At 35.9% G+C, this 24,366-nt stretch carries 23 protein-coding genes and 1 other RNA gene; 10 read left to right on the top strand and 14 right to left on the bottom strand.

Annotation, left to right across the window (positions count from 1 at the left end):
* Positions 1–38 precede the first annotated feature (38 nt).
* Positions 39–710: a YceI family protein gene (locus tag ACJRPK_RS09760; RefSeq protein WP_407139724.1), complete on the top strand. Its 672-nt coding sequence runs from the start codon at positions 39–41 to the stop codon at positions 708–710.
* Positions 711–799: 89 nt separating this feature from the next.
* On the opposite strand, the gene ACJRPK_RS09755 is transcribed toward ACJRPK_RS09760, so the two are convergent.
* From ACJRPK_RS09755 to ACJRPK_RS09745, 3 genes are all read right to left on the bottom strand, one after another.
* Positions 800–1,717: a TIGR01777 family oxidoreductase gene (locus tag ACJRPK_RS09755; protein ID WP_407139723.1), complete on the bottom strand. Its 918-nt coding sequence runs from the start codon at positions 1,715–1,717 to the stop codon at positions 800–802.
* 113 nt (positions 1,718–1,830) lie between these two features.
* Positions 1,831–2,502, bottom strand: coding sequence for a tRNA (5-methylaminomethyl-2-thiouridine)(34)-methyltransferase MnmD (mnmD, locus tag ACJRPK_RS09750; RefSeq protein ID WP_407139722.1), 672 nt, complete (start codon positions 2,500–2,502; stop codon positions 1,831–1,833).
* Positions 2,503–2,513: 11 nt separating this feature from the next.
* Complete coding sequence (locus ACJRPK_RS09745) at positions 2,514–3,020, bottom strand: DUF4920 domain-containing protein (RefSeq protein WP_407139721.1); 507 nt, start codon at positions 3,018–3,020, stop codon at positions 2,514–2,516.
* A 176-nt stretch (positions 3,021–3,196) separates the two neighbouring features.
* Between ACJRPK_RS09745 and ACJRPK_RS09740 the strand changes: the two genes are divergently transcribed.
* A complete protein-coding gene (locus ACJRPK_RS09740) occupies positions 3,197–4,264 on the top strand; it encodes a branched-chain amino acid aminotransferase (RefSeq protein ID WP_407139720.1) in 1,068 nt (355 codons plus the stop codon).
* 63 nt (positions 4,265–4,327) lie between these two features.
* On the opposite strand, the gene ACJRPK_RS09735 is transcribed toward ACJRPK_RS09740, so the two are convergent.
* Together ACJRPK_RS09735 and ACJRPK_RS09730 are read right to left on the bottom strand one after the other, a co-directional pair.
* On the bottom strand, positions 4,328–4,714 hold the full coding sequence (locus ACJRPK_RS09735; protein WP_148783613.1) for a nucleoside triphosphate pyrophosphohydrolase family protein: 387 nt from the start codon (positions 4,712–4,714) through the stop codon (positions 4,328–4,330).
* A gap of 323 nt (positions 4,715–5,037) precedes the next feature.
* A complete protein-coding gene (locus ACJRPK_RS09730) occupies positions 5,038–7,083 on the bottom strand; it encodes a dipeptidyl-peptidase 3 family protein (RefSeq protein ID WP_407139719.1) in 2,046 nt (681 codons plus the stop codon).
* Between the two features lie 184 nt (positions 7,084–7,267).
* On the opposite strand from ACJRPK_RS09730, the gene ACJRPK_RS09725 reads away from it, so the two are divergent.
* The 3 genes from ACJRPK_RS09725 to ACJRPK_RS09715 all read left to right on the top strand — a co-directional run bounded on the left by ACJRPK_RS09725 (position 7,268) and on the right by ACJRPK_RS09715 (position 10,164).
* Positions 7,268–8,299, top strand: coding sequence for an SRPBCC family protein (locus ACJRPK_RS09725; RefSeq protein WP_407139718.1), 1,032 nt, complete (start codon positions 7,268–7,270; stop codon positions 8,297–8,299).
* A 55-nt stretch (positions 8,300–8,354) separates the two neighbouring features.
* Complete coding sequence (gene crcB / locus ACJRPK_RS09720) at positions 8,355–8,720, top strand: fluoride efflux transporter CrcB (protein WP_407139717.1); 366 nt, start codon at positions 8,355–8,357, stop codon at positions 8,718–8,720.
* Between the two features lie 283 nt (positions 8,721–9,003).
* Positions 9,004–10,164, top strand: a complete 1,161-nt coding sequence (locus tag ACJRPK_RS09715; protein ID WP_407139716.1) for an outer membrane beta-barrel protein — start codon at positions 9,004–9,006, stop codon at positions 10,162–10,164.
* A 32-nt stretch (positions 10,165–10,196) separates the two neighbouring features.
* Here the strand turns inward: ACJRPK_RS09715 and ACJRPK_RS09710 are convergent, their stop codons facing one another.
* On the bottom strand, positions 10,197–10,814 hold the full coding sequence (locus tag ACJRPK_RS09710) for a DUF1684 domain-containing protein (RefSeq protein WP_407139715.1): 618 nt from the start codon (positions 10,812–10,814) through the stop codon (positions 10,197–10,199).
* Between the two features lie 120 nt (positions 10,815–10,934).
* Here ACJRPK_RS09710 and ACJRPK_RS09705 point away from each other — a divergent pair, with 120 nt between their 5' ends.
* Positions 10,935–12,170: an MDR family MFS transporter gene (locus ACJRPK_RS09705; protein WP_407139714.1), complete on the top strand. Its 1,236-nt coding sequence runs from the start codon at positions 10,935–10,937 to the stop codon at positions 12,168–12,170.
* Here ACJRPK_RS09705 and ACJRPK_RS09700 read toward each other — a convergent pair.
* Positions 12,167–12,364, bottom strand: a complete 198-nt coding sequence (locus ACJRPK_RS09700) for a DUF1328 domain-containing protein (RefSeq protein ID WP_407139713.1) — start codon at positions 12,362–12,364, stop codon at positions 12,167–12,169. The genes ACJRPK_RS09705 and ACJRPK_RS09700 overlap by 4 nt on opposite strands.
* 529 nt (positions 12,365–12,893) lie before the next feature.
* Positions 12,894–13,331, bottom strand: a complete 438-nt coding sequence (locus ACJRPK_RS09695; protein ID WP_407139712.1) for an Lrp/AsnC family transcriptional regulator — start codon at positions 13,329–13,331, stop codon at positions 12,894–12,896.
* Between the two features lie 116 nt (positions 13,332–13,447).
* On the opposite strand from ACJRPK_RS09695, the gene ACJRPK_RS09690 reads away from it, so the two are divergent.
* The gene (locus ACJRPK_RS09690) at positions 13,448–13,831 is read left to right on the top strand and encodes a hypothetical protein (RefSeq protein ID WP_407139711.1); all 384 of its coding nucleotides are present in this window, start codon (positions 13,448–13,450) and stop codon (positions 13,829–13,831) included.
* A gap of 96 nt (positions 13,832–13,927) precedes the next feature.
* Here the strand turns inward: ACJRPK_RS09690 and ACJRPK_RS09685 are convergent, their stop codons facing one another.
* Positions 13,928–17,371 (bottom strand): methylmalonyl-CoA mutase family protein, encoded by a 3,444-nt coding sequence (locus ACJRPK_RS09685; RefSeq protein ID WP_407139710.1) that lies wholly within the window; start codon positions 17,369–17,371, stop codon positions 13,928–13,930.
* Between the two features lie 200 nt (positions 17,372–17,571).
* Positions 17,572–18,522, bottom strand: a complete 951-nt coding sequence (locus ACJRPK_RS09680) for an MBL fold metallo-hydrolase (protein ID WP_407139709.1) — start codon at positions 18,520–18,522, stop codon at positions 17,572–17,574.
* A gap of 31 nt (positions 18,523–18,553) precedes the next feature.
* On the opposite strand from ACJRPK_RS09680, the gene ACJRPK_RS09675 reads away from it, so the two are divergent.
* Both ACJRPK_RS09675 and ACJRPK_RS09670 read left to right on the top strand, forming a co-directional pair.
* Positions 18,554–19,258: a DUF4197 domain-containing protein gene (locus ACJRPK_RS09675; RefSeq protein WP_407139708.1), complete on the top strand. Its 705-nt coding sequence runs from the start codon at positions 18,554–18,556 to the stop codon at positions 19,256–19,258.
* A 142-nt stretch (positions 19,259–19,400) separates the two neighbouring features.
* Positions 19,401–19,607 (top strand): Lacal_2735 family protein, encoded by a 207-nt coding sequence (locus ACJRPK_RS09670; protein ID WP_407139707.1) that lies wholly within the window; start codon positions 19,401–19,403, stop codon positions 19,605–19,607.
* On the opposite strand, the gene ACJRPK_RS09665 is transcribed toward ACJRPK_RS09670, so the two are convergent.
* The 4 genes from ACJRPK_RS09665 to ACJRPK_RS09650 all read right to left on the bottom strand — a co-directional run bounded on the left by ACJRPK_RS09665 (position 19,604) and on the right by ACJRPK_RS09650 (position 23,610).
* Positions 19,604–20,383 (bottom strand): alpha/beta fold hydrolase, encoded by a 780-nt coding sequence (locus ACJRPK_RS09665; protein ID WP_407139706.1) that lies wholly within the window; start codon positions 20,381–20,383, stop codon positions 19,604–19,606. The two genes, ACJRPK_RS09670 and ACJRPK_RS09665, sit on opposite strands and share 4 nt — an antisense overlap.
* A gap of 64 nt (positions 20,384–20,447) precedes the next feature.
* Entirely contained in the window at positions 20,448–21,263 is an 816-nt protein-coding gene (locus ACJRPK_RS09660; protein ID WP_407139705.1) for an ABC transporter substrate-binding protein, read from the bottom strand.
* A gap of 265 nt (positions 21,264–21,528) precedes the next feature.
* Positions 21,529–22,356 carry an orotidine-5'-phosphate decarboxylase gene (pyrF, locus tag ACJRPK_RS09655; RefSeq protein ID WP_407139704.1) on the bottom strand — a complete coding sequence of 276 codons (828 nt, stop codon included), beginning with the start codon at positions 22,354–22,356 and terminating at the stop codon, positions 21,529–21,531.
* A gap of 39 nt (positions 22,357–22,395) precedes the next feature.
* Positions 22,396–23,610 carry an NAD(P)-dependent oxidoreductase gene (locus ACJRPK_RS09650; protein WP_407139882.1) on the bottom strand — a complete coding sequence of 405 codons (1,215 nt, stop codon included), beginning with the start codon at positions 23,608–23,610 and terminating at the stop codon, positions 22,396–22,398.
* A 105-nt stretch (positions 23,611–23,715) separates the two neighbouring features.
* Here ACJRPK_RS09650 and ssrA point away from each other — a divergent pair.
* Positions 23,716–24,113, top strand: a transfer-messenger RNA (tmRNA) gene (ssrA, locus tag ACJRPK_RS09645).
* Positions 24,114–24,366 lie beyond the last annotated feature (253 nt).

The raw sequence follows: 24,366 nt of genomic DNA, 5'->3' as shown, positions 1-24,366 counted from the left end.
AATTTTGATGTTAATTAAATCTTATAATTAACTACATTATGAAAACTAACGTCATGAGTATGTTTGCTGCGGCAACACTTGTAATTACTGCTATTTCCTGTAAAGGTGAAAATAAAAATGAAACCGATGCTGCGGCAGCTGAAGCTGTAAAAGAAGCGCCTATGGAGGCCGCAACATATACTGTTGATACAGCTTCCAGCACTATCGAATGGGTAGGTTCAAAACCAACTGGAGAGCATACGGGAACTATCGCTGTTAGTGATGGTATGATAAAAGTAAACGCTGACAAAATTGAAGGTGGCTCTTTTACTGTTGACATGAAGACCATTACAGTTACTGATCTTGAAGGTGACGATAAAGCAAGTCTTGAGGGACACTTAAAAGGTGAAGGTGAAGGAAAAGAAGACCATTTCTTCAATGTAGCACAGTACCCTACTGCTAATTTTGAAATCACCGGAATTTCTGAAAAAGAAGGTAAGACTATGATCGATGGCAATTTAACCATTAAAGGCGTTAAGAAAAACATTTCTTTTCCTGCTACTACTTCGATGGAAGGAGATATGATGAGTTTAACTTCTGAAGAATTTACAATTGATCGCACAGAATGGAACGTAAACTACGCTTCGAAATCTGTGTTCGAAAATTTAGGCGATAAATTTGTTAATGATGATATCAAATTAAAGGTTATGATCAAAGCTAAGAAAGCTTAATCATTCCCTTCAACCGTAAAATTTAAAATCCCAATGAAGCGATACTTCATTGGGATTTTTATTTCATTTAATTCCTGATTGCAACGATACTACGCTGCCTCGTTGGCTACAATATCTTGAATTGCAACCGCTATATTATCAAAATTGTAACTAAAACCTGTTTCCAATATTTTTTCACAGCTCACGCGTTGACTCTCGAACAGAATAGTATGCATTTGGCCTAATATCAATTGCATCATAAATTTTGGAATATTAGGAAGTATTATCTTTTTATCCAGCTTTTTAGCAATAATTTGTATCAATTTTTGATTTGATACAGGATTGGGGGCTACTGCATTATAAACACCGCTCAGTTCTTGCTCCAGTACGTGCATAAACATACGTGAAAGATCATCTAAATGAATCCAGCTCTGCCACTGTTTGCCACTGCCAAAAGCTGCTCCCAAGTTATATTGTATAGGCTGAGCCATTTTGGGATAGGCTCCTCCTTTTTCTGATAAAACTAATCCAATACGTAAAATACTCACCGATACCCCGATTGTTTTAAATCGGTTTACTTCTTGCTCCCACTGTTGCACAACAGATCCTAAAAAACCTTTGGCGCGTTTTTCTGTTTCTTCGTCATAATAATTTTGCAGTGAATCCGGATAAATTCCGATAGCACTTGCAGATATAATTTGTCTTACAATATGTGTTTTTTGTTTTAAAGTATATAAAAGTAATTTTGCCGATAGTGTTCTACTTTCAATTATTTCTTCTTTATAACTTTCTGTCCATCGCTTTGCAACGGTAGCACCAACCAAATTAATTATGACCTCAACGCCATCGATACAATCCTCATCAATAATACTTTTTTGCGGATCCCAGTAAAATCCTTTATAATTTGATTTATTTACCAGTTTATCTTTGCTGGTCGTTAAATAATGTACCACAAAATTTGATTCATGACATAATTTAACAACTTCTTGACCTATCATACCGGTAGCTCCGGTGATTAAAACTTTCATAAACTGTTATTTGTGTGAAATTACTATCCCTTTTTGGCAAAAACAATGTCTTTATTATAGGTTTAACAATGGTTTAAGGGAAACTCTTACCAAAAATATATGATGTTAATATATCATCGTTTAGTAGCGCGCAACATCTCTCTTTTACCGGGAGGTCCGGGTAGGCGCTCTACTATAAAGCCAACCTCCTGCATCGCCCTGCGTACACTACCCTTTGCTGAATATGTCACCAATACACCATTCCTCTTCAAGGCATTAAACATTTTTTTAAAAATCTCCACAGTCCATAACTCAGGTTGTACCCGCGCCCCAAAAGCATCAAAATAGATAATATCAAATTCATTGTTACTAGCAATTTCAGAGAAAAACATTTTTCTTTTTAAAAGTGTCAAATGATCTGAGATTTTATGCCCTTCTTCCCATGAAGTTGTATGCAAATCTGAAAATAAGCTCTCGGCAGCCCCATCAATTTGTGCAACATAGTTCATTGCAAGAGCCTCATTTATTTGCACCGGATATGCCTCGACACCTGTATACTGTATCTCAATGCTGCATTTTTTTGCTTCTAAAGCTGTTATAAAGGCGTTGAGTCCTGTTCCAAAACCGATTTCCAGAATACTAAGTGTCCCAACCTTGTTTTTATCTAAGTAATAGTGTAAACCTGTTTGAATAAATACGTGATATGCCTCGTTAACCGCTCCGTGTAGCGAGTGATACTGCTCATCCCAATCAATAAGTTGAATGGTTGTCGATCCATCGGCGGTTTTAATTATCTCTCTTTTCAAAGTATGTTCCCTTAATTCTTCAGCAATACACCGTCTGCAATGAAAGAATAGGTCATTTCAGGTTGCGTAATTTGCGAAATTTCTTCTTCTGATTTCCCGGCATCTTCTGCAAAGTGCTTCTGATCCTCAACAGAGGAAACTGCTATAAAAGCTTTACCTTGTGCTATAATCGTGTCGTTTTCTATATCCTTTGGCATAAAAAATCCGTAATCTTTAAAGGTCACTCTTGCTTCGGTTGAATCATTCACGTTCACTTTCATCCAACATCCTTTTGATTTACAAACTGAATTTACTGTACTTGAAAGTGTGAGCTGTATAGTATCTCCTACTACCATATCGCTATACACATCATGTAAGTCTGACGCTGTCAAAATAGTTGCGTCGGTCAAAGAAGCTCCAAAAGAGGTATACATTTCTTTATCTAATTCTTGAACCTTCCCGGATTGGCTATCCTTTTGGAAAGATGTACACCCTAATACGAGTGATAGAAACGAAATAAAAACATACATTTTTTTCATAATTCATTATAATTTTGTGAATTGTTAAAAATAAGCATTTTAAAAATTCTCAATTTATTTAAAATCGGTATTTTTGTTCTCAATCACATGTATAGCTAAAGAACATTTTCAGTTTACTGATCTCTACAAAAGTAGGTAACATATATTCTATTTTCTATACCCTTAAAATTAAATTGATGGAAAATACAATTACAGACTCAATTAAGATTACACCAATAGCAACATCTAAGTTAGATAAAGTTGATTTTGACAATCTTAGTTTTGGTAAAACATTTACAGATCACATGTTTGAGTGCGATTTTAAGGATGGTGTCTGGCAAACTCCTCAAATCAAACCTTACGGTCCGTTGACTATAGATCCATCTGCACGTGTTTTTCATTATGGACAAGCTGTTTTTGAAGGCATGAAAGCATTTAAAGATGACAAGGGAGATGTGTTTTTATTTAGACCGAAAGATAATTTCAACAGGATCAATATATCAGCTAATCGTTTAGCAATACCTTCTTTTCCTGAACAATATTTTATGGAAGGGCTTAAGCAGTTACTAAAGATTGATGAGAAGTGGATTAAGTCAGGAGCCGGAAATTCACTTTATATTCGGCCGTTTGTAATAGCTACGCAAGCTAGTGTATCTGCTGCAGAGGCTAATGAATATAAATTCATGATCATTTGCTCACCCGCTCAAGCGTATTACGCAGGAGATGTAAGTGTACTTATTGCTGAAAAATATAGTCGTTCTGCTAACGGTGGCGTTGGATATGCAAAAGCTGCAGGAAATTATGCGGCACAATTCTATCCAACAAATTTGGCTAAAAAAGAAGGCTATCAGCAAGTGATCTGGACCGATGCCGATACGCACGAGTATATGGAGGAAGCAGGTACTATGAATATTTTCTTTAGAATTAACGATACGCTTTTAACAGCACCGATTAGTGATCGCATCTTGGACGGAATCACACGTAAAAGTTTACTGAAAATTGCGGAAAAAGAAGGAATAGCAACCGAAGTACGACCCATCAAGGTTAGCGAAATTGTCAAAGCCGCAGAAGATGGTAGTTTAAAAGAAATGTTTGGTGCAGGAACAGCGGCGGTAATTAGTCCGATTAAAGCTTTTGGTTATAAAGGCAATCATTACGAAATCAAACGACCAGAAAAAACATTTGCTTCACATCTCAAAAAAGCATTAATGGACATTCAATATAACTTGACTGAAGATCCTTACGGATGGAGAGTTAAATTGTAATAATACTTTTTAATAAAAAATCCGTCGTAGCAAAGTTTACGACGGATTTTTTTATTGTTTATACTACTTATCCATAATCTGCTGTAGATTAGGTTTAAAATAATTGGGTCCTTTGAGCACCTTACCATCTTCTCTATAGATCGGATGTCCGTCCTCCCCTAACTTACTCATATTACTTCGCTGGATCTCATCAAAAACTTCTTCAATTTTATGTTGCATACCATGCTCAATAATGGTACCGCATAAAATATAAAGCATATCACCCAAGGCATCAGCAACTTCTACGAGATCATCATTTTGCGCGGCTTCCAGATATTCTTCGTTTTCTTCTTTCATCAATTCAAAACGCAATCGATTTTTTGCATGACCTAAATTTGCTTTGGGTTGTTCCCGATATCCAATTTTAAATGCAGTATGAAAGGTCTGAACAGCAGCTATTTTATTTTTCATATATATTATCTTTTAACGAAGTGTTCCCTATTTTAAACTGAAACTAAATCGTAAGTTTTATCTTTGTGTAAAAATAGAAAAATATGTTTAGTTCGGGTCAATTGCTATTTGCAGTATGTTTTGTAATTGCTTTTATCGTTATCATGATTTTTGCGTATCGAAAAGATATTAGACTGCATCGCAAATACTATAAAGGCAGTTTTTATATCCTGATCGGCTTTATCTGCTTTATTGCCATTCTGTTTGCACTAAAGGTCTATCTTAAAAATTAAAAAAGGATGCTGCAAAACAACATCCTTTTAATCATACTGTATGAGAAGTAGTTAATTAACTTCTGGTAAAAAATTATATTGTTTACTGTAGTCTATCATTTGAGAGACAAAATTATCGGGCTGGGTTACTTTAATCGCTGTGATTTCTCCCGCATCATTGGTCTCCGGAACTAATACCGGATTGACGAATCCACTGTACGGTGCAGATTGAAATTGCTCATTTCTTTGCAGCACTTCCTTATGAATTTCCTGATCAACTTTTACCCCGTAACCTTCAACCAACGCTTCAGCAGCAATGTAATCTCCTTCAGATTTTATGCGTTGAGTTTCTTTAAGTAATTCACCAAAAATAGATCGAAGTTTCGCATAATCTTTAATATCAAAATACGTTTTTCCATCACGTGTAACTTTTTCAATCACTCCTTCTTTTTCTCCTTTTTCAAAAGCCCAGGCACTCACCCACTGTCGGTTACGCATATGTGCTTCTTCAACATCATCTCCTACATTGAGGCGTATCAATTGCGTCATTAATCCATTTCTGATATAACCGTCATAAGCTGCTTTACCAACTTTTTCCCAATCATCAACCAGACCTAGTTCTTGTAATTTAGGATCCATTAAATAGTATAAGCCAACTAAATCTGCTCTTCCTTCTTCCATCGTAGAAGCATAATTCTTTAAGGTCTCTTTAGTCTCCCCAATACCCGGATTTAATTGTCCCGAGGCATGACCAATCACTTCATGTAAGGCTGTGTGTAACTTATCTGCTACCTGACCGTATTGCTCTTCTAACGCATACTCTTCCTCATCATGTACAAATTCTTTAAGTCTTCCTGTGCTCCCTGCATTATTATATGCATTGATAATATTTCCTAAAGAAACCGATTTAGAACCCACTGCTGCGCGAATCCAGTTAGCATTTGGTAAATTCACTCCGATAGGCGTACTTGGAGACGCATCTCCAGCCTCACCAGCAACCGTCACTACCTTGTATGTTACACCAACAACACTATCTTTTTTATGTGCTTCCATCAAAGGAGCGTTATCTTCGAACCATTGTGCATTTTCTGACAAAACTGCCATTTTTTCACTCATATCAAAATCTTTGATTTGAACAATGGTTTCATAAGATCCACGATACCCTAAAGGATCATTATACACTTCAATAAAACTATTGATATAGTCAATATTTCCTTCGGTAGCTGCTGTCCATGAAACATTATAATCATCCCAGGTTTGTAAATCTCCGGTTTTGTAATATTGTACTAGAAGGCCAATAGCATCTCCCTGCGCTTTATTTTCTGCTACTGTCTGTGCTTTTTCCAACCATTTGATAATTTCATCAATTGCTTCGCCGTATAATCCTCCAGATTTATATACACGCTCTTTTAAAACACCATTTTCTTTGACTAATTGCGAATTTAAACCAAAGGATAAAGGCTTACTTGGATTAGGTGATTTCTTTTTAGCATAAAAATTAATCACGTCATCGTTAGTTACCTCTGACCCATAAAAATTAACTGCAGAGGCTGCTACATTATCAACACCTTTGGCTTGGTTAACTTTTTTCTTGTCTTCATCATTGAAGATAACTTCATAAGCAGCTTTTGGCAATTCGGTTTTTGTCGCTGCCAAGAGCGTACTCAAATAATCTCTGTCGAATTCTGGCTTAATCTTATCATTACTATAATGGTGATGAATACCATTAGAAAACCAAACACGTTTTAAGTATGTTTCAAAGGCATTCCACGACGCAGTGCTTTTGTCCCCCTCATAGGTAGTGTACACATTTTCAAGCGCTTTTCTGATCGTAAGATTATGACGGTAGTTCTGATCCCACATGATATCTCTACCACTCAATCCTGCTTGAGTTAAGTAATACACTAATTTCTGCTCTTTCAAACTAAGATTTTCCCATCCCGGAATCTGGTATCTTAGAATTTTAAGATCTGCAAACTGCTCTACGACATAATCAAATTTGTCCTCTGATACAGTTTCACTTGTTTTTCCCGAATTATTAACCTCTTTTGAATCATTTTTACAGGATATCGCTAATCCAATAAATGCTAATAAAATTATAAATTTACTAAGTTTCATATAAATTTTAAATTGTTTCCAGCAAATGTAAGGAAATAAAACATTGCCTAAAATAGCTAAATATATAAGTATAGCTTCCCCAAGTTCACGAAAGGAATCTACTATAAAAACTCTTGGAATAGGTTAAAACTTACAAATACAAAATTGCTTATATTAGCTGATTGAACAACGTAAACTAACTATCATGAAGATTATTAAATATTTATTTTTCCTTCTTTTACTTGTTATCATTGGTGGAGTGATTTATATCGCAACAATTGATGGAGACTTTCAGGTGGAAGAAAGCAAAGTCATCGAAGCTCCGGATGAGCTTATTTTTAGCACTATAAACGAATATAAAACCTGGGAGAATTGGGGTCCATGGATGGACAATTCTGACGATTTTATTATGAGTTATCCGGATCAGACTAGTGGCGAAGGCGCATCCTATAGTTGGAAAAGTGAGTCTCAGGGAGATGGAAGCATGAAAACAATTAAAACAGCTCCTTTTACAAGTATTGATCAATCGATAACGTTTGTAACACCCATGGGCGAAAGTACCAGTGATGTATATTGGAAGTTTGAAAAAATTACCGGAAATAAAACCAAGGTTACCTGGGGAATGAAAGGTGAACAATCCTTTATGGAAAAAGCCTTTTGGGCCACCCAGGACAGCACCGTTTCTTCGACGCTTCGTCCTATGTATCGCGAAGGATTGGAAAATCTTGATGAATACTTGAAAAAACAGATGAAGGTGTACGCTGTAAACGTTGATGGCATCACTGAGCATGGGGGTGGTTTCTATATGTACAATGCTACTGCATCATCCATAGCGGCAATTCCGCAAAAAATGTCACAGATGCTACCTGCTGTAAAAGCATATATGAGACAAAACAATCTCCCACAAACCGGTATGCCCTTTACCTTATATAACGAATATAACGAAGAACAAGGAACTGCAATTTTCTCTACAGCAATACCTACCAGAGACAAAGTAGTGACTCCAAAAGAAAGCGCTATTCTATGTGATTTCTTACCGCGTCAAAAAGCAGTAAAAGTAACCTTAACCGGAGATTATACCAACCTGAAAGAGGCTTGGGACGCAGGACGTGCGTATATTGTCGAGAATAGTTTGGAGACCGCTCCAAGCCCGGCGTTTGAAGTATATAAAATTGACCCAGAGCTACAGCCAAATCCCGCAGAGTGGATAACAGAAATATATATTCCTGTAAAATAAATTCTAAAGCAGCAATATTTCAAACTAAATATTGCTGCTTTTTTTTATATCATTGATGAAAAATATTTTATTAATTTTTGTTGGAGGTGGTGTTGGTAGTATCTTACGCTACTGGATCAGTAAACTCCTTAACAACACTTCCTTAGATTTTCCACTAGGAACGCTCGCAGTAAATGTAGGAGGAAGTTTATGTATTGGGATAATTCTAGGAGTCCTAATAAAAACCAGCGAATTAAATACATCTCTTACCTTATTGTTAGCAACAGGATTTTGCGGAGGATTTACTACATTTTCTACGTTCGCTTACGAAAATCAACATTTCCTTAAGAATGGTGATTTTTTATCATTTGCACTATACACCACAACCTCTATCACATTAGCAATAGCTGCCGTTTTTATTGGCATATATCTAACAAGATAATCCACCCTTCAAAGTTCTTACTTCTAAAGATTTACCATAGATACTTCGGTATTTGTTTCAATATCAACTATTCAGATCAGACAATTACTATACTTTTTTGGTATGAGCAAGCACACAATCGATTTCATTTTATCAAATTTCGATGTTTTAAATATTAAACCTTTATAAAAATAGGGTGTTTATCTATATATTAATAAAAATAACATTACACACCCCTTATTAAATAGGGTTCTTGTTGTAAAAACTTAATTTTAAAGTTAATTAACCTTAAAATTAACTTATTATGACCAAAAACTTAGCATCGTCTTTTTCAATTAAAACAGGAATATTCCTTTACGCTATTCTTTTTCTTCTTGCAGTAAAAATAACTGCGCAAGAGGTTGTCACCACCCCCGATCAAACCAACGCCTCCAATTTTTCGTATTCTGGTAGTATTGACACCTATTACAGATATGGTATTGACTCCCCCAATCGTCAAATTGAAGATTCATATGTTGTCCCGGGAACAGCATTTGCAAACAGGAATGGATTTGCTCTCGGCATGCTTAATTTAAACTTAGAATACACCTACAAAAATACAGGAGTCGTGGCCGACTTGGTTATTGGTCCCAGAGGCGAAGAAGCTGTTTTCTTATCAGAAGATGGTTCCCAAGTAATTAATCAGCTGTATGTGTATTGGAACCTAAACAATTCTATCAAATTCACTTTAGGAAACTTTAATACATTTTTAGGGTATGAGGTGATCTCTCCCAAAGATAATTTCAATTACTCAACCTCATATATGTTTTCTTACGGACCCTTCTCTCACACAGGAATAAAAGCAGATTTTAAACTTAACGCCTCATGGTCTCTGATGTTAGCAGTGTTAAATCCTACAGATTTTACAGAAAGTAACCCATTTGACACTTATATTTTGGGAGGACAGCTTGGATATAGTCTGGATAAATATTCTTCATACTTAAATTTTAGATATGGAAATGAAGGTGCACCCCAAACGGTAGACCCTACTTTTCAAGTAGACTGGACCACAGGTTTTGACTTTACCAACCGATTATACGCAGGACTTAACGCCACATATCTAACCAGAGGAACTGATGCCAGTGATGAATCCAGTGGCTTTTATGGTATAGCATTGTACTCTCAATACAGCACCAGCGATCGCTTTGCTATAGGAATCAGGGGAGAGTACTTTTCTCAGTATAACTATGATCTCGTAACTTTTGAAGAAGTGACAGGGACTCCTATAAGTTCCCCTATTGCTTTTGACGATGATGGTGATGGAGAGGTTATCGCAATTACTTTGACCGGAAACTATACCATAGGAAATCTGGCACTAAAACCCGAACTACGCATGGATTATTCTGAAGACACATTCATTGATAGCAATTATACGACATCTAGCACACTCAGCTCATTTTTGATCGCGGCAATCTATAAATTTTAATTCTACGAGTAGTACCCTGTAGGTTCCTATTTTTAATTATCTACCGGGTGCTTCTCGTTCATTTTTACTCCTGCCAGTATCTCTAAGTCAAGATGATTTTCTTTTGGCGGTAAAGGACATGAATACCGCTCGTTGTAGGCACAATTAGGATTGTAGGCGGTATTAAAATCTATCAGTATTGTATTTCCTTCCGGAATTTTGAGGTCAATATATCTGCCCCCAAAGTATGTTGTTAATCCATTGGACAAATCTGTAAACGGTAAGAATAGATAGTCTTCAAATTCTGGTTGCGTTTTTAATTCTTGATTTTGATAAATATTGAGTACATAAGGAGTCTTATTTATTTGAAAATGCGCTTCCCCGAATTTGACATATACAGATTCACTTTCTGTACTTGTCTTCATTATAAACGGTGTTTCATAAGGAGTGCGTACAAATTTTGCCTTAATGCACATCGCAGTGTTTATCTCAAAAAAATCTAAAGACTCAAAAGTTGATAAATCCTTTTCAAGCAAAGGACTGGTCTCTTCTGAAATAAATTTCTTGTTCAAATCATTCTGAAAATATATGATTCGTTTTATATTAACAGAGTCTTGCGCTGACGCTATTACTGAAACAAATACCATACTAATCAAAATAATTCTTCTCACTTCCTTTCAATTTTTTGCAAAAGTACAAACCATTCAAAGATAACGAGTTAATATTATCAAAAATTATATTTTTTATACTAATTTTATTCCTTTTTTTATTCGATTCTAAAGTATATTATCTTGCAGCAACTATTTAAAAATTATACTCAATCTTTCTCCGGACTTTCCCGCGAAATTTGGTGGCTCGCGCTCATTACATTAATTAATCGTTCGGGCGCTATGGTCATCCCATTTTTGTCGTTGTACCTTACCGATGATTTGAATTTTAGTTTATCACAAGTAGGCTGGATAATGACAAGTTATGGACTGGGATCATTTGCAGGAGCTTGGTTAGGTGGTAAACTCAGCGAAATCATCGGATATTTTAAGGTGATTTTAGGCTCCCTCTTTTTAACCGGAATTAGTTTTATTATTATTCAATATTTGCATAGCTTCTGGAGTATCTGTGTTGGATTTTTCATTCTTATACTTATCGCTGATACCGCACGTCCGGCGTTTTTTGTCGCATTAAGCGCTTATAGTAAACCAGAAAACAAAACACGATCGCTAACTTTGATTAGATTAGCAATTAACCTTGGTTTTTCTATGGGACCTGCGGTTGGGGGAATCATAATTGCCAGTATTGGCTATTTTGGACTATTTTGGATTGACGGTATCACTTGCATTCTGGCAGGATTTCTAATGATTTATACGTTGAACCCAAAAAAAACTAAAGAAATGGATAAAGAAATTGTAGTTCAAAATCCGCTCCCGGCACATCTGGACTGGGTATATGTAGTTTTTTTAATCGCTCTGGCAATTTTTGGTTTTATCTTTGTTCAGTATTTCTCTACAGTACCTTTATATTACAAGGAGATCCATAAGCTAAGTGAAGAAAAAATAGGGTTGCTGTTAGCGCTGAATGGAGCGATGATTTTTGTTTTGGAAATGCCTTTAATTGCTTACCTGGAAAAAACATCTATTTCAAAATTGAATCATGTAATTATTGGATCTGCACTCACTGGAATCAGCTTTTTGCTAATGCTTATAAGTCCGTGGGCAGGTGTATTAGTTATAGGAATGATAGTAGCTACCTTAGGTGAAATGATTTCATTTCCTTTTGGCAATGCTTTTGCTTTGGAGCGTTCAAAATTAGGAAAACAAGGAGCATACATGGGACTGTATTCTATGTCTTTTTCTATTGCACACATTTTGGGACACAATTCAGGAATGCGACTGATAGAAAATTTCGGCTACACAATCACCTGGATAACTATGGCATTCTTAACACTCGTCGCTCTGCTTTTATTATTTAGTATTCAAATTTCCTTAAAAAAACATGCAGCTACGATGTATACGGCTAAATCGAACAATTAGTCTATAGTAGCACCGTTGACTCGGTTATTACTTTTATAAAATAATACTTTAGCTAACAAAGAGATTATCAGAAAATCAATTGCAACTATAAAGAGAATTCTGAAGATTTCTATACCTGTAAAACTAAATCCGCCAAAACCTAGAACACCTGTAATTATAGACGCAATTAGAAAATGAATCGAATACTTTTTCATGAGTTATGTTTTCTTCAAAAATCAAAAAAAAATAGATTCACTTGTTACAACAAAGTGCAAATTAATACAATATTAACCTGAAAATCTTAACGTTAACAGTATGCACGTTAAAATTTCACAATAAATTAATCATAGAAAAAGCGCTCATTTGAGCGCTTTGTTTCTAGTTTAGGGCAAATCATATACTCTCTTCAGTCGTTAGATTCGGGGTCTTCTTACCAATGTCCTCACATATAATTTGATCCTGATATTTAGCTAAATTAAAATACCTTAGTCATGTCGTCACATATTAAAATATTGTAATCTATACTGAATACCTCTTTAATTTTGTATTACCTAAAGATAAGAAAATAAATCTTACATTTTGAAATAAAATTTTAAAAATTTTAAAAAAAATACGTTAAAGAACATTATTAATCGATGAAATACCGTTTTTATTAACATTTGTATTATATTAAGAGTTATTGATAGAAGCGTAAAAACATAAAATACTAGTAGTTTTAGTGTTTGTTTGATATCGTTATATTATCTAAAGACGCTTATTGATTGGATTATTTTCAATTAAGCTACTTAATATGATATGAGTCTTTGCTTCTCCATAGGTAATCAAACTATCAATAAACTCTTGTAAATGCATTTGATCTTTGAGAACCACTTCCATAATAATATTTTCATTACCGGTGATACGATAACAGCTTAATACTTCATCAAACTCCTTTACCTTAATTAAAAAAGGTTGCAACCTCCCCATAAACGCTTTTAAAGTAATAATAGCTTTTAGTTGATACCCTACTTTAAAATAGGAAATTTTGGCTCCATAACCTTTGATTATATCCTCATCTTCCATCCTCTTAATTCGCTCTGCCACTGCTGGAGAGCTCAGTCCTATCGCTCTTCCTATTTCGGCATTACTAATGCGTGCATTAGCTTGTAAAAGTTTTAATATCTTCCAGTTTACGCTATCCATTATGTTTCTTAAGTATTTACTATAAAAATTTTAGTTAATAAGGCAAAATAAGCAATTTACTTTAATTTCGAAAGCTATCGCTCTTTTAGATCTTGTATTTTTATAGATAGTAATCTATGAGAAATTTATCATCACATACTAAGCTTTACAAACAAGCGCAAGATATTTTGCACTTGTCGCGTCAGATAGCTCTCTATTTGACTCCGGACTTCGTTGCTCTTGAGAGTGACGGCAGTGAAAATCCACACGTTTATTATACAGGTGATATTATTAGACACTCTAACGGACTGTATCCTGAAATTTTAAAAGCAGAGAATCAACCTTTTCAAGAAGATCGTGTAAAGTCAGCCAATGCTCTTTCAAAACTCATTCAACGCTTGACCTTTGCATGTGAACGCTTAGAAAAAAGCAGTAGCAATGGTCGGGATTTTATAATCCTACTACGCAAAGAGATTAAGAAATTTCGTCGACTACAGCGTAGTTGGATGACCACTTTATAATTTTTTAAATAGCATATTCACAAAAGACAAAAAGATAAAGCCTTGTTTACAAAAAGTATACAAGGCTTTAAATAATTTATGTAATGGTGTTTTGTACTACATATTTCTACGGTACTGTCCTCCTACTTCGAATAAAGCTGCTGTAATTTGACCTAGGGAACAAACTTTGGTAGCCTCCATCAATACCTCAAAAATATTCTGATTATGTATAGCTGCATGTTGCACCTTATCCAAAGCTTCTTTTGCATAAGATTCCTTAGCCGTGTGTAAATTCTTGAGAATTGTTATTTGATATTGCTTTTCATCCTCTGTAGCACGAATAACTTCTCCCGGTGTAACAGTTGGTGAACCTTTTGAACTTAAAAAGGTGTTGACTCCAATAATAGGAAATTCACCATTATGTTTTAATGTTTCATAGTACAGACTTTCTTCCTGTATCTTGCTACGCTGGTACATCGTCTCCATAGCTCCTAATACGCCACCTCGCTCCGTTATACGATCAAACTCAGTCAACACAGCTTCTTCAACCAAATCTGTAAGTTCTTCTATGATGAATGAACCTTGAATTGGATTTTCATTTTTAGCTAAGCCTAGCTCCTTATTAATGATCAGCTGAATTGCCATAGCACGACGCACCGATTCTTCAGTTGGTGTAGTAATCGCTTCATCATATGCGTTGGTATGCAATGAGTTACAATTATCATAAATAGCATACAAGGCTTGTAAGGTTGTACGGATGTCGTTGAAGTCAATCTCTTGTGCATGCAGCGAACGACCAGAAGTCTGAATATGGTACTTCAACATCTGCGCTCTGGAGTTGGCTCCGTATTTATTCTTTAATGCTTTCGCCCAGATTTTACGTGCCACACGACCGATTACTGCATATTCGGGATCAATACCATTAGAGAAAAAGAATGATAAGTTAGGTCCGAATTTATTAATATCCATTCCGCGACTCAGGTAATACTCTACATAGGTAAAACCATTGGCCAGTGTTAGAGCCAATTGAGTAATTGGATTTGCGCCCGCTTCGGCAATATGATACCCTGAAATAGATACAGAATAGAAGTTACGTACTTGTTTTTCAATAAAATATTCTTGTACATCTCCCATTAGACGTAATGCAAATTCGGTAGAGAAAATACACGTATTTTGTGCCTGATCTTCTTTTAGGATATCTGCCTGAACAGTTCCTCTTACAACATTGAGCGTTTTTTCTTTGATCTCATTGTAAACCTCTGCGGGCAATACTTGATCTCCCGTGACACCTAGCAACATCAATCCAAGTCCGTCATTACCTTCCGGCAATGGCCCTTGATATTGAGGTCGATCAACACCTTTATCCTTATAAATTTTTGAAATCTTAGCTTCAACTTCAGCCTCTAGTCCATTTTCTTTAATATACTTCTCACAATTTTGATCAACCGCAGCGTTCATAAAGAAGCCAAGAAGCATTGGTGCAGGACCGTTAATGGTCATACTTACCGATGTCATCGCGTGGGATAAGTCAAATCCTGAGTATAACTTTTTTGCATCATCCAAACAACAAATAGAAACCCCCGCATTACCTATTTTACCATAAATATCAGGACGTTTATCCGGGTCGTTGCCATAAAGTGTCACCGAATCAAAAGCTGTAGATAATCTTTTTGCCGGCATCCCCAAGCTCACATAATGAAATCTGCGATTGGTACGCTCCGGTCCACCTTCGCCCGCAAACATACGTGTTGGATCCTCCCCTGTACGTTTAAAGGGATACAATCCTGAAGCATAAGGAAACTCACCAGGTACATTTTCTTGCAAACACCATCTCAAAACATCACCCCATGCCTCATATTTGGGAAGCGCCACCTTAGGTATTTGTGTATGCGATAATGATTCTGTATGCGTTTCAATTTTTATTTCTTTGTCCCGAACCTTAAATGAATAGATTGGATCCTTATATTTTTGAACCTTTTTATCCCAATTGATAAGGATTTCCCAGTTATAAGGATCAAGGTTCAATTTAACCTTTTCAAACTGATCAAATAATAAGTTTAAAAAAGGACGTGTATCGTCGGTACTGTGCTTGAGTACAATTTCCTGATCAATCCCTGCTTTGGTTAGCAATGCATCTTTTGAAAGTTCTACATCAACTACCGATAAAATTGTTTGATAGATTCCGTACAATCGTTGTGCTACACTCACCTGAGTATCAACAGTACTATCATAAGAACGATTGCTTTCAGAAATTTCTGATAAATAGCGGGTTCGACTTGGTGGAATAACAAATATCTTCTCTGACATTTCTTCAGAAATAAGAAAATCAGACTTAAGATCCGCGTTTGTTTTCTCAACAACCTTATCCATGATTGCTTTATATAGGGTATTCATTCCCGGATCATTAAACTGAGAAGCAATAGTACCATAAACTGGCAGATCATCTTGAGGCGTATCCCATAGATTATGGTTACGCATGTATTGTTTTTTCACATCTCGTAACGCATCCAGTGAACCTCTTTTATCAAACTTATTAATCGCTACCAAATCTGCAAAATCCAGCATATCAATTTTTTCTAACTGCGTAGCTGCTCCAAACTCCGGCGTCATCACATATAATGAAGTATCGCTATGTTCTAAAATTTCGGTATCTGACTGTCCGATTCCGGATGTTTCCAAAATAATGATATCGTATTCTGCTGCTTTAAGTACTTCGATAGCTTCAGCCACATATTTTGATAAGGCTAAGTTTGATTGTCTAGTCGCCAGCGAACGCATATATACTCTGGGAGAATTAATAGCATTCATTCTGATCCTATCACCTAATAAAGCTCCTCCAGTCTTACGTTTAGAGGGATCTACAGAAATGATTCCGATGGTTTTATCCTTAAAATCGATAAGAAAACGTCTTACTAATTCATCAACCAGTGATGATTTACCGGCACCACCAGTACCTGTAATTCCAAGGACAGGAGTTTTAGATGTTTTATTTTTAGCATGTATTTGCTCAAGTGTATCTTTAGCGATTTCGGGAAAATTCTCTGCAGCAGAAATTACGCGAGCAATGGCACCGGCTTTCTTTTCTGCTAAATGATTAGCCTCTCCATTAAGCCCGTTTCCGATAGGAAAATCTGACTGTTGCACCAAATCATTTATCATACCCTGAAGACCTAATGATCTTCCATCATCCGGAGAATATATGCGTGTTATACCGTAATCCATCAATTCTTTGATTTCTTCTGGTAATATCACACCTCCTCCTCCACCAAAGATTTTAATATGTGTCGCCCCTTTTTCTTTGAGCAGATCATACATATATTTGAAATATTCATTATGTCCTCCTTGATAGGATGTCATCGCTATAGCATTTGCATCCTCTTGAATTGCACAATTTACAACTTCTTCTACGCTACGATCATGTCCAAGGTGAATCACCTCAACTCCTGTTGACTGGATGATACGACGCATAATATTGATCGCGGCGTCGTGACCGTCAAACAGAGATGCTGCGGTAACGATTCTTACTTTATTTTTAGGCTTATAAGGTGCTATTTGTTCCATCGATAATAAATACTTGATTTGAAGCTTCAAATTTAAGAAATTCGCACCTATATCGCCCTTTTTTACAGAATAATATAACAGTTATTTTATCAGTCTTTTAAAAGCAAATCGTATTTGGAAGAATAAAACTGATACTACACAACGATCCGATTAATAAAGGAGTTTAACCTTTTACATAAAACCTGATACTATTTTCCTCATTATAATGGTAAAATCTGATTAGTATAGGTAAAATTATATCCTTCAGCTTCCAGCTTTTTTCGTGCAGTATGATCTGCGTTGAGCATAGGATTACTATGATTAAAATGGATAAAATAAATTTTTGACTTCACCGCGCTGGTAGCATCTTTAAAAATGTCTAAAGTTTCTTCTATAAAAGGATGAGGGACTTCTGACATGGGTCTTGGTATTTCTCCCTCCTCATAAAATGTGGCATCTATTAAAGCATAATCAACCGCTTCGACTTGTTCCTTAATTGATACACTCCATTGCGACCATTTGTTGATATCAGGTATAAATAAGGCAGATTTATACGCCCCTTCAATTTTGTAGCCTACTGTCTCTGAAAACTCATCTCGATGCGGCACCCTAAAAGGAGTAATTTTCAATGCTGGTGTGAGCTCCTGAGTCCTCTCATGCGCTAGCGGAAATAACTGAATGTTCTTTACATCAACAAGCTGCGACCAAGGTCCGTTGTTCTCCAAAAACCCTTGCATCTTAGGCATTACATGCACAGGAATGTTTTTTGCTCCCATCGCTTCTCTTCCAAAATACATTAATCCTGTATAATGACCTATATGCGCATGCGTCAAAAAAACACCATCAATGATACGTGGATTGTCCGGATAATATGCTGATAGGTTAGCTAACTGTTCGGGCATATCAGGTGTCGCCTCGATCAAAAATTTCTTTTCTGCCTCCTGATCTACGATACCTAAAGAAACAACGAGCTTTTTATTAATTAAATTATTTTTGAGTGCTTTATATTCTTTTATATTATTTATATGAGGATAGCCTCCATCTTGGGCTATGCCCAGTACAATCATATACTGCAATGGTAATTCTTTACCAAGGTCAGGATCGCTGGACGCATCTCTTTTGCAGCAACAAAGTAATGACCCTATCAAGAAAAGCAGTAAATTTGATCTCATAATGCTAAGATAACCATATTAAATCTATACTATGAAACCCTACTTTTTTGCTTTACTATTACTATCTACTAGCTGTGCTGAACTGCAACAGGTTGTAAACAATTTACCCCAAGCGGGAACTATTGGAGTGAGTGATTTTGATATCGCTAATGGATTACGACAGGCACTGGATAAAGGGATAGATAAGCAGGTTAGTAAACTGACAAAACCTGACGGGTTTTACAAAAATCAGTTAGTTAAGATTGTGCTTCCTGCTGAGTTACAAAAAGTTGATAAAACACTACGAGATATTGGACTGAGCAAACTTGCAGATGAAGGTCTTAAGGTTTTAAACCGCGCTGCTGAAGATGCCGTAAAAGAAGCCACCCCTATATTTGTTAACGCTGTAAAACAAATAACCTTTGCAGATGCACGACAAATTTTAACAGGGTCTGATAATGCTGCTACTAATTACCTGGAAAGAAGAACTACATCTTCTCTTTATCAAAAATTTAGTCCGGTTATTAACTCCTCTTTATCAAAGGTGGGCGCAGATAAGGTTTGGGCTTCTATCATCTCAAGATATAATGCGGTTCCCTTTACTACAAATGTAAACCCTGACCTTACCGATTATGTCACTAATCAAGCATTAGACGGAGTTTATAAAATGATTGCGGTCGAGGAAAAACAAATTAGAACCTCTATACAAGCACGTACAACAGATTTGTTGAAAAGAGTTTTTGCATTACAGGATTAAAAAAGAGGGGAAATATTAGATGAAACGATCTAAATTGTCCTTCAAATACATTTTTTGTGTTTCTTTTATATATTGTTAACTGTTCTTTGTGAAAATTCTTACATTAGATAGAATAGCTTTGTAATAAAGAAAAATAGGGAAAATGTTTACTTGGCTAAAAAATAAAAATAGACTACAAAGGCTTAGAAATAAGTACTGTAGGCTAATGAAAAGTTCTTATCTGATTGCGCTGAAAGATAAAGATAAAAGCGATCAAATTAATATGGAGGCATGCGCACTTTTAATAGAAATTAAACATTTAGAAACTGTCGAAAATCTAAATATATCTCCTCGTAAAAGATCTGCTTAAAATGATTGTATAAAATTAACCGATGTTTGATTAAAAACGTCAGACTGCTCAACATTTACTACATGACCTGACTGTGCAACAACAGTCAAAAATGATTTTTTATGAGCATTAACTACCTTTCTAACCGCCGGTAAGAAAAGATAATCCTGTTCTCCCATTACATACATAGTCGGTATCGCAATATCTTTAGCTCTAAAAAAACGCAACAAAGGATTGATCTCTGAAGTTAGTTTGAACCAGCGTATAAATTCTTTTTGGTAGAGTTTCTTAGCTTCATTTACAAAAAGAATTCGGGATTGCTTGTGATTTTTACGAGGCATAATAATAAACGCAAAAAACTTATACAGGATAAGATATGGTATAACCGACTTGAACACCACTCCCAATTTCATAAGAATCTGAGACCTGAAATTTAATTTTAGAATTGCTCCACCCATAATCATACTATCTACACGCTCAGGATGTCTTTCAGCCAAGTTGCGAATTAGTATAGTCCCCAGTGATATTCCGACAAAATGTGATGATTTAATCCCTTCTTTATCAATGACTTCAATAATATCATTAGTAATTACATCAAAGGTATATTTATCATTAAAAGAATCCTTGAATACCGGGGCAGAATTACCATGACCTCTCAAATCTAATAATAAGATATTAAAATGTTTTCTAAAAGCTCGTAGTTGCTTAAACCATATCGAAGAACTCCCTCCAGCACCGTGGACAAAGGTCACCCATTTTTTACTAACAGGATGGCAATAGGTATTATAGTGGATCATAAAATTCTATTCTAAAGCAAGGTACTAGGTAATTTTATTTTTGACAAAGGTATTAACACATCCCTTAGACTTGTTTAAGGTTATGTCTGATTAAATCTTGTAAAGATCTGAAGTAATTAAAAGCATATTGGAGTCGGGAACCATACCATGAAAAATATTCTCCGTCTACCAGTAGAATGGTAGCCGTAGGAAATATTTGTTGTAACTCCTCTTTATGCGCATCATTAAAAGGAAACGGTTCTGACGAAAGTAAAATTAAATCAACATTCTGATAACTATTACTTGTAGCTAAGTCAACGACCGGATAGCGCTCGGTTCCGTTGTAGCAGTTCTTAAACTTATTTTCTTCTAATAAGGTTGTGATAAAAGTAGAAGGTCCCGCAATCATCCACGGATTTTTCCAAATAAAGTAAAGAACATTCTTATAAGGTACATGCTGAACAAAAGCTTTAAAATCCGTCTGTTCTTGCACTATTTTATTCATAATTACTAAAGCTTCCTTTTCCTTTTGAAAGATAGCTCCGTATTGCTTAATCAGCGCTAAGGAAGATGCCAACGTTGTTATATCTGAAACATGTACAGGATAATCCTTTTCCAGAGCTTCAACCATTATTTTAGTATTCTCTTCTTTGTTACAAAGAATTATTCCGGGATTTAACGCGCGAATCCTATCAAAATGTACTTTTTTGGTTCCGCCAACAATCTCTTTTTCTTGTTTTAGTCCTTCAGGATGCACACAAAATTTAGTGACCCCAACCAACTGATCTTCTAGACCTAAATCAACAAGTAATTCAGTTTGAGAAGGTACTAAGGAAACAATTGTCGGAGTTTCACTCTTTATACTGACCTCCCGCTCCATTTGATCAACAAAAGTTTTCATAATTTTTAATTTGCAAATACCCTTTAACAAATGTTAAATATCTAATTTTTAACAACTTAAATTTTAAAATTCCTACAAATATTTGTATATTCTTACTTATTAATTTAAATCTTGGGGCTATGAATGCAATGTTACTTAATTGGTTACCGTACGGTTTACTCGCGTTCTTCGTATTTTTTATTATCTATGGATTAATAGGGTATATAAAATACGTTTTTCGAGCGAATCGACGTTAATTAAACAACCAAAACAGGAGCTTAAAAAACTAAGCTCCTGTTTTTTTTAAGAGTATAGACATCATTTCAGATTGAAGCAATTCGGCTTGTACTTTTGCAGCTTCAGCAAAATCCTCTCCTTTTGAGGCATATAAAATTCCGCGAGAAGAGTTGATCAAAAGTCCTATCTGATCATTCATTCCATACTCACAAACTTCTTGTAAACTTCCGCCTTGAGCGCCTACCCCCGGAACCAATAAAAAACTATCCGGAATTATTTTTCTGATATCACTCAAAAACTCCGCTTTTGTTGCACCAACTACATACATCAGATTTTCAGCATTCTTCCATGTTTTTGAGGTTTCAAGCACCTTTTTATACAATTCAACACCCTCAACAGTTTTGGTTTGAAAATCAAATGCTCCCTGATTAGAGGTCAGCGCCAACATGATGGTGTGCTTATCTTTAAAATTTAAGAAAGGCTCTACCGAATCTTTACCCATATAAGGTGCTACCGTAACCGAATCAAACGCCAAATCTTCAAAAAATGCTTTGGCATACATGGTACTGGTATTTCCAATATCTCCGCGTTTTGCATCTGCAATGGTAAATATTTCAGGATGTTGTTCGTTTAGATAGGTAATTGTTTTACGAAGTGATTGCCATCCTTTTAACCCATACGCTTCATAAAATGCTGTATTAGGCTTATACGCCACCGCCAAATGGTGAGTAGCATCGATAATGGCTTTATTGAACTCAAAAATAGGATCCTCTCTATCCAAGAGATGCTCCGGAATTTTACCTAAATCTACATCAAGACCAATACAAAGAAAAGATTTTTTTTTATGTATTTGATCGACTAGGTGTTGTGTGGTCATTGTAGTTTTTTTCTAAAGTGACTAAAAGTTTATTGAAAGCTATGATGCTTTTGTTTCATCTACATATTCCTTCAGATACCTGTATCGCTCAGTCAATGTACCGTTTTGAGTCATTCTGGCACGCTCTAATATACCATCGGCATCCTGATTAAAAAATGCAGGCAATACATGATCTAAAAACATTTGACCAAACCCTTCACTTGCATCTTTTGGCAATTCACATGGTAAATTATCGACAGCCATAACAGCGATAGCTTTAGGATCTTTATAATCTGTCTCTGTACCTTTTTGAGGATCTAATCCAAAGATTGGATCTGCAATCGTAGAAGATCGAATCGTCGAGGCCACAGGGCCATCAATATCACAGGATATATCTGCTACAACTTTGATTTTAAATTTTTCTGAAGCAATATCCTCTTTTGTATAAAAAACAGGAGCTCCTTCTCCGTAAAAATGACCCGCAATAAACAGATCACTTATCTCCGTGAATTTTAAAAAATCATTTGTGTACTTTTCAGGATGGTTATAAAAATCAGATTTATCACTCATGAGCTTACCATCGTTGGTTTTTACGTAATCCTCTACATCCAGCTGCACATATACAGGCTCCTCAAATGTATCCTTAAGAAACTCATGTACCGTAACTTCTCGTAATTGCATGGCATCCAACATTTCCTTTGCTCCATTACCCACCTTGCCTTTTCCGGTCAGCACTATTTTAATAGCCGGTAAGGAAATTGTAGACAGCCTAGCGATCAATGCTGACTGATCTTCCAATCCGTTTGCTTTTGGCAATTCATACTTCCCAAACTTAAGACCCCAGGTGCGCATAGCATTGTACGCCCCTACAATTCCTGCATAGCGACCAAATCCAATTAAGCGCATACCTTGTCGATCTGTTATTACTTCGTGATCGAATAATTCAATGTTCTTTTCAAGAATTTTACGTAACAATTCACGGTTATAGGGTTGTTTTTTTATGGTGTGCGAAAAGAAAAAGTATTTTTTATTGGCCAATAATGCTTCTTTCGGCACTTCTTTGACACCTAGTAAGACATCACAATCTGAAATATCTTGTGTTACCTCAAAGCCTGCATCTCTATATTCCTGATCAGAGAACACACGAATATCAGAACTCTCAACTTTAAATCGCGCGTTTGGAAACTGCTTTTTTGCCATAGCTAAAGCTTGCGGAGAAAAGACTACCCGACGATCTGGCGGGCTTTTACGTTCTTTGATAATTCCGAATGTAATCATATAGTTTGGTATGTATTTTGATTATTTTAATGTGTGGTTAAAGATATAACAATTATGACTATCTTTGCCAACTCTTTTTTACTGTGAAAGAGAGATTTTATTGGGGTCGACTGGTTTTGACAGCGAGACTAATGAGATGGTAAGCACGTCGAGCGCTGGGATATAGCTCGTAAATATCATATTTCATCTTTTTTAAACGGCGAGAATAACTACGCCCTAGCTGCATAATCTGAATTTCAGTAGGATAATGCCTCGGTCTACAAGGTAGACAAGCAGGATACTCTTCAAAAGCCTTGGTTTATGGCGTTTGGTTTTGAGTATCGTAAAAGTAAACCTAGAAACCAAAGGGTCTTGATTTGGTTTTGAAATTAATTGAGAATAAGCTGTGCGTTGGTGGTTTTTGACCGGCAAGCAGACGAAAACCTAAACAGAAACTAAGCGTGTAGAAAGCTATTTGATTACTTGTTTGGACGAGGGTTCGAATCCCTCCGACTCCACGATCAAGCGCAACTAGTTTGCGGATTAAAACATAAAAACTCGACAAGCTTGCTTGATCGGGTTTTATTGTTTTTAGACGCCTGGACTGCAAGGACAGCTAGTTGCATTTGCAGTACTGGAAGCATTAGGGATCAACCGAGTTAACCGCTCTCGACTCCACGATCAAAAACAACTACATTGCAGAATTTTATCTGTTTGGAAATTCGGCCAATGCGCCTGCTGGCTCCTTCACTAAATTGACCCACTGGATCAATT

It is taken from the genome of Aquimarina sp. 2-A2, assembly GCF_045505135.1.
Lineage (GTDB): Bacteria > Bacteroidota > Bacteroidia > Flavobacteriales > Flavobacteriaceae > Aquimarina > Aquimarina intermedia.
Note: the sequence above shows the minus strand (reverse complement) of the source record. Positions and strands in the feature narration are given on the sequence as shown.

Coding starts and splice junctions, on each gene's coding strand:
- ACJRPK_RS09760 (WP_407139724.1), top strand. CDS start 39: ATGAAAACTAACGTCATGAGTATGTTTGCTGCGGCAACACTTGTAATT.
- ACJRPK_RS09755 (WP_407139723.1), bottom strand. CDS start 1,717: ATGAAAGTTTTAATCACCGGAGCTACCGGTATGATAGGTCAAGAAGTT.
- ACJRPK_RS09745 (WP_407139721.1), bottom strand. CDS start 3,020: ATGAAAAAAATGTATGTTTTTATTTCGTTTCTATCACTCGTATTAGGG.
- ACJRPK_RS09740 (WP_407139720.1), top strand. CDS start 3,197: ATGGAAAATACAATTACAGACTCAATTAAGATTACACCAATAGCAACA.
- ACJRPK_RS09735 (WP_148783613.1), bottom strand. CDS start 4,714: ATGAAAAATAAAATAGCTGCTGTTCAGACCTTTCATACTGCATTTAAA.
- ACJRPK_RS09730 (WP_407139719.1), bottom strand. CDS start 7,083: ATGAAACTTAGTAAATTTATAATTTTATTAGCATTTATTGGATTAGCG.
- ACJRPK_RS09725 (WP_407139718.1), top strand. CDS start 7,268: ATGAAGATTATTAAATATTTATTTTTCCTTCTTTTACTTGTTATCATT.
- crcB (WP_407139717.1), top strand. CDS start 8,355: ATGAAAAATATTTTATTAATTTTTGTTGGAGGTGGTGTTGGTAGTATC.
- ACJRPK_RS09715 (WP_407139716.1), top strand. CDS start 9,004: ATGACCAAAAACTTAGCATCGTCTTTTTCAATTAAAACAGGAATATTC.
- ACJRPK_RS09700 (WP_407139713.1), bottom strand. CDS start 12,364: ATGAAAAAGTATTCGATTCATTTTCTAATTGCGTCTATAATTACAGGT.
- ACJRPK_RS09695 (WP_407139712.1), bottom strand. CDS start 13,331: ATGGATAGCGTAAACTGGAAGATATTAAAACTTTTACAAGCTAATGCA.
- ACJRPK_RS09690 (WP_407139711.1), top strand. CDS start 13,448: ATGAGAAATTTATCATCACATACTAAGCTTTACAAACAAGCGCAAGAT.
- ACJRPK_RS09685 (WP_407139710.1), bottom strand. CDS start 17,371: ATGGAACAAATAGCACCTTATAAGCCTAAAAATAAAGTAAGAATCGTT.
- ACJRPK_RS09680 (WP_407139709.1), bottom strand. CDS start 18,522: ATGAGATCAAATTTACTGCTTTTCTTGATAGGGTCATTACTTTGTTGC.
- ACJRPK_RS09675 (WP_407139708.1), top strand. CDS start 18,554: ATGAAACCCTACTTTTTTGCTTTACTATTACTATCTACTAGCTGTGCT.
- ACJRPK_RS09670 (WP_407139707.1), top strand. CDS start 19,401: ATGTTTACTTGGCTAAAAAATAAAAATAGACTACAAAGGCTTAGAAAT.
- ACJRPK_RS09665 (WP_407139706.1), bottom strand. CDS start 20,383: ATGATCCACTATAATACCTATTGCCATCCTGTTAGTAAAAAATGGGTG.
- ACJRPK_RS09660 (WP_407139705.1), bottom strand. CDS start 21,263: ATGAAAACTTTTGTTGATCAAATGGAGCGGGAGGTCAGTATAAAGAGT.
- pyrF (WP_407139704.1), bottom strand. CDS start 22,356: ATGACCACACAACACCTAGTCGATCAAATACATAAAAAAAAATCTTTT.